Raw genomic sequence first — 332 nt, 5'->3', positions numbered from 1 at the left:
ACTCGATATGAGGAAGAAAGTTTTTAAATGTTGGGTTTGAAAATACCTGTCCATCAATACGGGTGGAGCGATCTTTTAGTATTCTGGCGGTGCGCCACACCTGACCGGTTTCTATGTTCATTTGCTTCTCCATCTGGATCAGGATGGAGGGTTCATAACCGGTTTCTGTTTCTGCTTTCATTTTTATACCGGTTTTTGCCAACTGGCGTTTGCCATCATCACCTTCGAAAAAGTCATACTCATATCCTGCACGCCCGCACATAATAATGTGCGCCTGACTGTTAACAAATCGATCGGTAAAGCGTCGCCACTCCTGTTTGAGCCACGCCCAG

1 pseudogene is annotated in these 332 nt (G+C 45.8%); it reads right to left on the bottom strand.

Annotated features, from left to right (window positions below):
* Nucleotides 1-262: pseudogene (locus ACUU1I_RS21385) on the bottom strand (AAA family ATPase); the annotation flags it as partial.
* Between the last annotated feature and the right edge of the window lie 70 nt (nt 263-332).

This window comes from Shigella sp. SIG3 (genome assembly GCF_053555855.1).
This window is presented reverse-complemented; position numbering and strand designations above follow the sequence as displayed.